The 7475-nt window shown below is 58.9% G+C and carries 11 protein-coding genes; 4 read left to right on the forward strand and 7 right to left on the reverse strand.

Annotated features, from left to right (window positions below; genetic code table 11):
• On the reverse strand, positions 1-563 hold a 563-nt coding region (locus A3730_RS14540), incomplete at its 3' end, for a hypothetical protein (protein WP_197477485.1).
• Between the two features lie 29 nt (positions 564-592).
• Between A3730_RS14540 and A3730_RS14545 the strand changes: the two genes are divergently transcribed.
• Complete coding sequence (locus A3730_RS14545; RefSeq protein WP_063521678.1) at positions 593-1030, forward strand: hypothetical protein; 438 nt, start codon at positions 593-595, stop codon at positions 1028-1030.
• A gap of 119 nt (positions 1031-1149) precedes the next feature.
• A complete protein-coding gene (locus A3730_RS14550) occupies positions 1150-1377 on the forward strand; it encodes a hypothetical protein (RefSeq protein ID WP_063521677.1) in 228 nt (75 codons plus the stop codon).
• Positions 1378-1588: 211 nt separating this feature from the next.
• Here the strand turns inward: A3730_RS14550 and A3730_RS14555 are convergent, their stop codons facing one another.
• From A3730_RS14555 to A3730_RS14565, 3 genes are all read right to left on the reverse strand, one after another.
• Complete coding sequence (locus tag A3730_RS14555) at positions 1589-1951, reverse strand: STAS/SEC14 domain-containing protein (RefSeq protein ID WP_063521676.1); 363 nt, start codon at positions 1949-1951, stop codon at positions 1589-1591.
• A 96-nt stretch (positions 1952-2047) separates the two neighbouring features.
• The gene (locus A3730_RS14560; protein WP_063521675.1) at positions 2048-2512 is read right to left on the reverse strand and encodes a hypothetical protein; all 465 of its coding nucleotides are present in this window, start codon (positions 2510-2512) and stop codon (positions 2048-2050) included.
• Between the two features lie 141 nt (positions 2513-2653).
• Entirely contained in the window at positions 2654-3100 is a 447-nt protein-coding gene (locus A3730_RS14565; RefSeq protein ID WP_063538313.1) for a YtoQ family protein, read from the reverse strand.
• A gap of 223 nt (positions 3101-3323) precedes the next feature.
• Between A3730_RS14565 and A3730_RS14570 the strand changes: the two genes are divergently transcribed.
• The gene (locus tag A3730_RS14570; protein ID WP_063521186.1) at positions 3324-4136 is read left to right on the forward strand and encodes a DUF3298 and DUF4163 domain-containing protein; all 813 of its coding nucleotides are present in this window, start codon (positions 3324-3326) and stop codon (positions 4134-4136) included.
• A 106-nt stretch (positions 4137-4242) separates the two neighbouring features.
• Here A3730_RS14570 and cobS read toward each other — a convergent pair whose 3' ends face one another.
• The 3 genes from cobS to A3730_RS14585 are packed head-to-tail and all read right to left on the reverse strand — an operon-like array spanning position 4243 to position 6464.
• On the reverse strand, positions 4243-5022 hold the full coding sequence (cobS, locus tag A3730_RS14575) for an adenosylcobinamide-GDP ribazoletransferase (protein WP_063521185.1): 780 nt from the start codon (positions 5020-5022) through the stop codon (positions 4243-4245).
• A 45-nt stretch (positions 5023-5067) separates the two neighbouring features.
• Positions 5068-5601, reverse strand: coding sequence for a M23 family metallopeptidase (locus A3730_RS14580; protein ID WP_063521184.1), 534 nt, complete (start codon positions 5599-5601; stop codon positions 5068-5070).
• Entirely contained in the window at positions 5580-6464 is an 885-nt protein-coding gene (locus tag A3730_RS14585; protein WP_063521183.1) for a LysR family transcriptional regulator, read from the reverse strand. The genes A3730_RS14580 and A3730_RS14585 overlap by 22 nt, the downstream gene beginning before the upstream one ends.
• A gap of 160 nt (positions 6465-6624) precedes the next feature.
• On the opposite strand from A3730_RS14585, the gene A3730_RS14590 reads away from it, so the two are divergent.
• On the forward strand, positions 6625-7401 hold the full coding sequence (locus A3730_RS14590; protein ID WP_063521182.1) for a ferredoxin--NADP reductase: 777 nt from the start codon (positions 6625-6627) through the stop codon (positions 7399-7401).
• Positions 7402-7475: the final 74 nt, after the last annotated feature.

Genomic DNA, 7475 nt, shown 5'->3' on the forward strand with positions numbered 1-7475 from the left:
GCGGCTTGCAGGGAGGCCAGCACACCGGGCAAATGGGCCGCGCCGTAGGTGATATAAATGCGCTGGCTGTCATCTGCGATAATACGCTGCGCCAGCTGGCGGTTGCGGAAATCGAGAATCACTTTATCCAGCGGCCGGGGTTCATGCTCGCTCTGATCGCCCAGCGCCATGGCAAAGGCACCGCGGCACAAAATGCCGATCAGTTTTTTCTGCTCATCGGTGGCGGAAGCATGCCAATCCAGCAGGGCGGCAACCGGATCGCTGGTATCCGTGGAAGCAGGAGCCTCCCGGTCACGCACCTGCTCGGCGAAAGCCGGGTCCGTGGCCATCAAACGATCATATTCCTGCTTCATTTCCAGGCTGGTGACATCCGCCGCCACATGCCGCTCCGGATGCTGCTGCGCATCTCGTTCCATCAAACCAAAGTAATCGATCTGGAATTTCACCCCGCAGGCATCAGCCAGAGCCTTGTAGTTCTCTGCCAGGTCACCGCCCCCGGCAAGCTGTTCGGCAAACCAGGCATCACCTTCACCGGGGGAAGGTTGCACCCCTTCGTAATACAACGGTATCCAGTTCGCTCGGTTACGAGATCATGAAGGCCAGCTATTTCTATTCTTTTTATCACAATGACAAAGTCGAGCTGATGGCCGGGGGCGGGCTGCACGTCTCCAGGTTCGATATCGATCTGGATGTAAAGACAGACCCAGGCGGCACGGTCTCTGCCCAGGAAACCCGCAACGCCGCCCATACCGTCCCCCTGCCCACCGTGGGCTTCGGGCTCAACTATCGGGTCAACCCGAAGCTGTACTGGTTCCTGAAAGCCGAAGGCTTTTATCTGGAGTACGACGACTGGAAAGGCCTGTTCTCTGAAATGCAGGTAGGCATGGAATACAACGTATGGCGAAACCTGGGGGTGGGCGTGGGCCTGGCCACCAGCAATCTCAATGTCACGGAAACGGCGCCACAATACACCTTCCGCTACGATAATCGACTCAGCGGCGCCAACCTCTTCCTGTCCTGGTCGCTGTAAACCACCCGCGACCATCAGAACACGAGGCAAAACGCATCAATCTCTGGACACCGGGAAAATCCGGCGTAATATCGCCGCCGCCCACAAGGGCGAACAGTGACTCACCATAAGGAAGATCGATGGCCAAAGGCCCCAAGCCCATGCACAACTGGGCAGCCATGGACCCGCTAATGCGAAAAGGCGGCGTCCACCAGGAAGCCCGCAACACCCTGCGTCCACGCATGACCACCGGCCAGGCGTTGAACGAATACGATGACTGGCAAGACGATACACATTCAACCGGCGACGAAGGGCCACACGGCCCTTCCTCGGCTTACCACCTTACCGACCACGCCCTCCCCGCCTGACTTGCTCCACCGCTCGCCTCTCTTTTGTTATTCCTGCCCTTGTCCGTTTCTGCCCGCTACCGATGCTTTCGGTCATTGTGACGTTCCGCCACGCCTCGATGCGCACTCATAACTGACGCGTTTTCTGAACAACCGACACAGTGTGACCGCACAAAGGATTCTGGAGCGGCCCAGGGAGTGGAAGTAGTGGCTCGCGCAGGAAGGGTAACAATCAGGGCTCGCAGATCCAGGCCTTGGCGGCATCCACGTCATCGCTGGGAAACACTTTCACATCAATGGACGGCAGCAGCTTGTCCGCCAGTACCGAGAGGCGACGCATCCAGTCCTTGTCGGTGACCACCGCTTCGCGCTCGAAGTGCTTCCAGTGGGCAAGGCCGAACTTCAGGTCCTGAAACAGCACATCCATGGAGACCCCGCCAAAGGTTTCCATCTCTGCATAGAAGCGTACCGTTTCATGCTTTTGCAGGGCGGCTTCCAACGCCGCGGTGACAGAATCGAATTCTCCGCGAGTGATCTTGCCAGAGATACGCGCACCCACAACCCGGTCGTCATCGAAAGGAATCAACGTCAGCATGGTCCGTCTCCCGTCCCTGTGCGCCGGCTTCGCTGCGAAGCGGCGCACGCTCAGACACGTCGTTGTGCCTGCTGCAATGGCCTCTGCCAGGGGCCGCTATTCCTGTTCCGGCGCGGGAGCCGTCAGGCTTTGCCAACCCTGCTTGGCGGCTTCCCAGCTCTGCTGGAATTTCAGCTTGGCCGCATCCCAATTGTCCTCACCTGCATTCTGCAGGGCCTGATAGCGGGTTTCCAGCTGGGCTTGCTGCTCTTTCAGGGCGGTCAGCGCCTCCTGCTTCTGCAGGCGAGCATCCTGGGACAGATCGCGCCACTGGCTGTTGATGTCGCCTTGTAGCAGGGTGATCTGCTGATTCAGGTCATCGATGGCGTGACGCGCCACGCGCATGGCCTGGTTTTTCTGTTCCACGGAATAATTCTGGATATCGTCCAGCGTTTCTTCCATCTGGGTTTCCACTTTTTCCGGTTCCGGCGTTTTCACGTTGGGAACGCCTTCCGTCTCTGCCCACGCCGTGGCGGTGGTCACCAGCATAAGGGTGGCGGCGGCCAATAATCGGTGTGTCATCGGGACAACTCCTTGTTTTGCCTTTTGTGCCAAATCTGGCTATGCCTGTACTGGAATGTGACAAGTCAGACGGCAAAACGCTCCCCCGATGATGCAAAAAGCCGTAAAACGAGGCCAGAATGCCCCGTTTTACCCGGGGATTCATGCGTTGAGAATATACGCCAGCATCTCCACCACCTGCTCCGGGGTGCGCGCTACCGCATCGGCGGCGGCATCCACCTCTTTCAACGGATGATCGTGCTCTTCATCGTGCAAAATGATCATCGGTGTGCCCAACGCCGCCGTGTAGCCGGCATCAAATGCCGCATTCCATTGCTTATACTTGGGGCCAAAACGCACCACCACAAGGTCCGCCTCGTCAATCAGCTTGCGGGTACGGATACCATTGATGCCGGCACCCAGGCGGTCTTCCCAGAAACGCTTGTCTTCCGCACCGAGAATATTGACCCCCACCTTGTCGCTGGCCTCGTGGTCCGTCACCGGGCTGCTGAATTCGATATCCAGCTCTTTCTCGGCGCAACCCTGCACGATGCGCTCGCGCCAGTCGGTGTGAATTTCCCCGGAAAGGTAAACGGTCCAGAAACTCATGGTGATTCTCCCGATTGATTCTGAAAAGCGGCAGGATAGGCCCGCCGGATTGCAAAAGCCACCTTCCGAGCGCCGCACCCTCAACGCCTGATGCCTGACGCTAAATGAAAAAACCTCTGTACAGAACGCTGCAGCCGAGTTAATCCCATTGCACCTTGAACCGGGGCGGTGGCTGCCGTTAAATGCCTCCATTCGTTTTCATTGATTTCAGGAAGGGTATGCCATGCGTATGACATTTTTGCTCCTGCTCGCCACCGCGCTGCTGGCAGGCTGCGACGACCCGGACGCGCCGGCAAAGCCCGCTGACAAACCGGCCTCCACCGACAAGAGCGACGCCGCACAAACCGGTGCCGCCCCGGAAATTCTGGTGCGAATCGTCCATACCCTGAATAAAACCGATGAGCAGTGTGACGCTGACGGCTGCCCGAAAGTGGACCTGCAATGGCTTACCTTTGAGAACCAGCCCGCACTGAACGACGCCATCACCCAGAACCTGGCCGCCATGCTGATTCAGGATGAAGGCAACGCCACCCACGATGGCACCATCGAAGGGCTGGCCGATGCGTTTCTGCAAGATGCGTCCGACATGGCCATGGCCTCGGAGCAGGGCTGGGAGCTCAATGCCACGGTGAAAAAACAGGGCCGACGCGGCGACCTGGTAACCCTGTCCATGGAAACCTATGAATACACCGGCGGTGCCCACGGCCTGCCCAGCGTGCAGTACTTTCACTGGGACCTGGCCAAACAGCAAAGCGTAAAACCGGGCGACCTGCTGGTGCCCGGCCAACAGTCTGCCTTCTGGGAAAAAGCCCGCGAACAACACACCGCCTGGCTGGACGAGGAAAACCTGGACCAGGCTTTCCGTGACAGCTGGCCGTTCGACAAGACCGATAACGTCTTCTTCAGTGACGAAGGGATGGTGCTGCAATACAACGTGTACCACATCGCGCCTTACGCCATGGGCCAGCCTACCCTGACGATTCCCTATGCGGAGCTGGAAGGCATTGTGCGCGGGCAATATTTGCCACAGCAGTGACAAGTTACGAGAAGCGAGTTTCGAAGAGCGAATATCAAAACAACCCGGCTCTCATGTTTTTGACTTTCGAAACTCGCTTCTCGTCACTCGCAACGGTTTCCCTCTCCTACGCCGCCACCAACGCTAACAGAAACACCAGCTCCGCCAGAATCACGCTGGCGCCCAACGCATCGCCGGTATACCCCCGCAACTGCCGCCACAGATACCCACCCCACAGCAACGCCACCACTGCAACGGACAATATCGCCGGCACCAGCGCTCCGGCTAAGGCCGCCACTGTCACCGTCATCGCGGTAGCGACAACCAGGCGTTTTGCGCTGAAGCCTTCCGCTACGGGTTTGCTTTTACTGGTGTCCGGGTCGGTCACGTAGGGCAGAAACCGCATTAACCACAGCGGCGTTAAACGGCCGATCACCGGGCTCAGCAACAGGGCCAGCCAAACGGAATTCGCGTCTGCCAGCAACAATCCCTTCAAACCCAGCGCCATGATCAACGCCACCGCCCCATAGGTGCCGATACGGCTGTCCTTCATGATTTCCAGACGGCGTGCCACGGTATAACCACCACCCAGCGCATCCACACTGTCTGCCAGTCCGTCTTCGTGGAAAGCCCCGGTGATCCACAGGTGAAATGCCAGCACCAGGGCCACACTGATCCCGGTATTCCAGAATCCGTCCAGCAACACGAACAGCGCCGCGTACACCATCCCCAGCAGCAACCCCACCAGCGGAAAATACACACTGGAACGGTTCATCAGTGCCTGGCTGTAATCAATGCGCACCAGCATGGGCACGCGGGTCAGAAATCCCACTGCCAGCCAGAACGCCTGCCATTCATCTTGAATACAGCGCTGAAGAGAACGGTTATTGTCCGCTTGTTGTGTCATCAAACATCCTGCTGTCGATAGGCCTCGTGGAGAACATTGACTGAATCAGGCCCCCGGCCTGATCACAAAATGTGTCGTGGGGTCCAGGAAGAACATCTTCTTCCAGCCCTGCGGCGCCTCGTCAGCCCGCCAGAACAGCGGCAACAGACTCACCAGGGAATAGTGCAGATGCGGCGGCTTGCCCGCCGCATTGCCACTGTCCCCCACGGTGCCCACCGGGGCGCCCGCCCCCAGCCAAATGCCACTGTCGGCGATGTACTGCAAATGGGCGTAATAGTGCAACCGCCATTTCGGCCCCAGCATCAGCACCACCTTGCCGCCCCGCGACAGCTCGCCGCGGTACAGCACCAGGCCGCCACTGCTGGCGATCACCGGCGTCCCCGCATCAGCAAAGATATCCACGCCCTTGTGAACCCCGGACTGGCCCCAGGGGTGATACCAGAAAGTCTGCGGGTGCCAGTCATTACGGTCTGCGCCCTGCACCGGCACCTGCCGGGCCTCCGGCAGCAGCAAGCCTGCCACCAGTACAAACAGCAGCAGCCACAGGCCGCGACGGGTTACAGTACGGATTCGCGACATAATTCCAGCCACCTCTCAATGCCAGGGCTGCGGTACTTCTGGCGATGCAGCACAAAATAGAATTCCCGACTGAAATCCCGGTGCGGCACCGCCAGCTCCACCAGCGAGCCCCGCTTGAACGCCTCCTGCAAACACACCCGCGACAGGCAACTGATGCCCAGGCCGGTTTCCACCGCCCGCTTGATCGCCTCGGTATGCTCCAGCTCCAGGGCCAGGTCCAGCTCGGGCACCAGCCCGTGCAGGGCCCGCTCGAAGGTCTGCCGGGTACCGGAACCCGACTCACGAACAATCCAGTGCGCCGCCCGCAAATCGTCGTCAGTCAGCGCTCCCTTACTTGCCAGCGCATGCTCCGGGCGACAAAACACCACCAGCTCATCCTCGCGCCAGGGCAACAACTCCAGGTCCGGGTGGTTCAGCTCGCCCTCGATAAGCCCCAGATCCAGCTCAAAGGTGAGCACCCGATCCACAATCGAACGGGTGTTGGCCACTTCCAGATGCACCCGCGCACCCGGCTGCTGAGCCATATACTCCGCCATGATCGCCACCGCCAGGTAATTGCCGATGGTCAGGGTGGCGCCCACATTGAGTCGCCCCAGATCCCGGTGGGACTGCAGGTCCGCTTCCAGCTCACGGGCCTGGGCCAGCAGCGCTTCCGCCCGCGGCCAGAACTGCCGGCCCAGCTCATTGAGCTTCAGCCGCTTGCCGGCCCGCTCGAAGAACTTCACATCGTACAGCCCTTCCAGCTCTTTCAACGCCCCGGATGCCGCCGACTGGGACATGCTCAGGTGCTTGGCCGCATGGCTCACATTTTCAAAGTGGGCAATGGCAAGAAAGACTTCCAGTTGCCTGAGGGTGTAGCGCATGACCACCTACCCATGATTAAATGAGAATCATTATTGATTGTGACTGGCATGCTATACCTGATTCATCGATATCAAATATCGGAACAACCCATTTTACCGATAAATGCCATTCGGTTAAATTTCCACCATCTGGAATTTTGGAATAAGCGCTGATTTAACTATGTCTAATTTGAATACCGAAACCGTCAAAAGCGTTCGTCACTGGAACGATACCCTGTTCAGCTTTACCACCAGCCGGGACCCGGGTTTCCGTTTCAAGAACGGACATTTCACCATGATTGGCCTGGAGCAGGACAACGGCCGCCCGTTGCTGCGCGCCTATTCCATTGCCAGCGCCAACTATGAGGAAGAACTGGAGTTCTTCAGTATCAAGGTGCAGGACGGCCCGCTCACCTCCCAGCTGCAGAACATCAAGCCGGGCGACAAGATCTACGTGAGCCGCAAGCCCACTGGCACCCTGGTGGCCGACCACCTGCTGCCGGGCAAGAACCTGTGGCTGCTGTCCACCGGCACTGGCCTGGCGCCGTTTATGAGCATCATCAAGGACCCGGAAGTGTACGAACAGTACGACCGCGTCATCCTCACCCACGGGGTCCGTCATGTGTCCGAACTGGCCTACCAGAACACCATCGAGAATGAGCTGCCCAACAACGAATTCTTCGGTGAGTTCGTCAACGGCAAATTGCTCTACTATCCCACGGTGACCCGTGAGCCGTTCCGTAACGAAGGGCGCCTCACCGACCTGATGACCAGCGGCAAGATCTTCGCAGACCTGGGCCTGCCCACCCCGAGCCTGGAAAACGACCGCTTCATGCTCTGCGGTAGCCCGGCCATGCTCAAGGACACCACCGAGATCCTCGACAACTGGGGCTTCAAGGAAACCCGAGGCGGGGTGTTGGGTGAGTACGTGATTGAACGGGCGTTTGTGGAGAAATAGACGCAACACGTTTCACGCTGCATGCAACACGCTAACGGGCCGCTTTCGCGGCCCGTTTTTTTATCTGTGCCCGT

The organism is Alcanivorax sp. HI0044 (assembly GCF_001634945.1).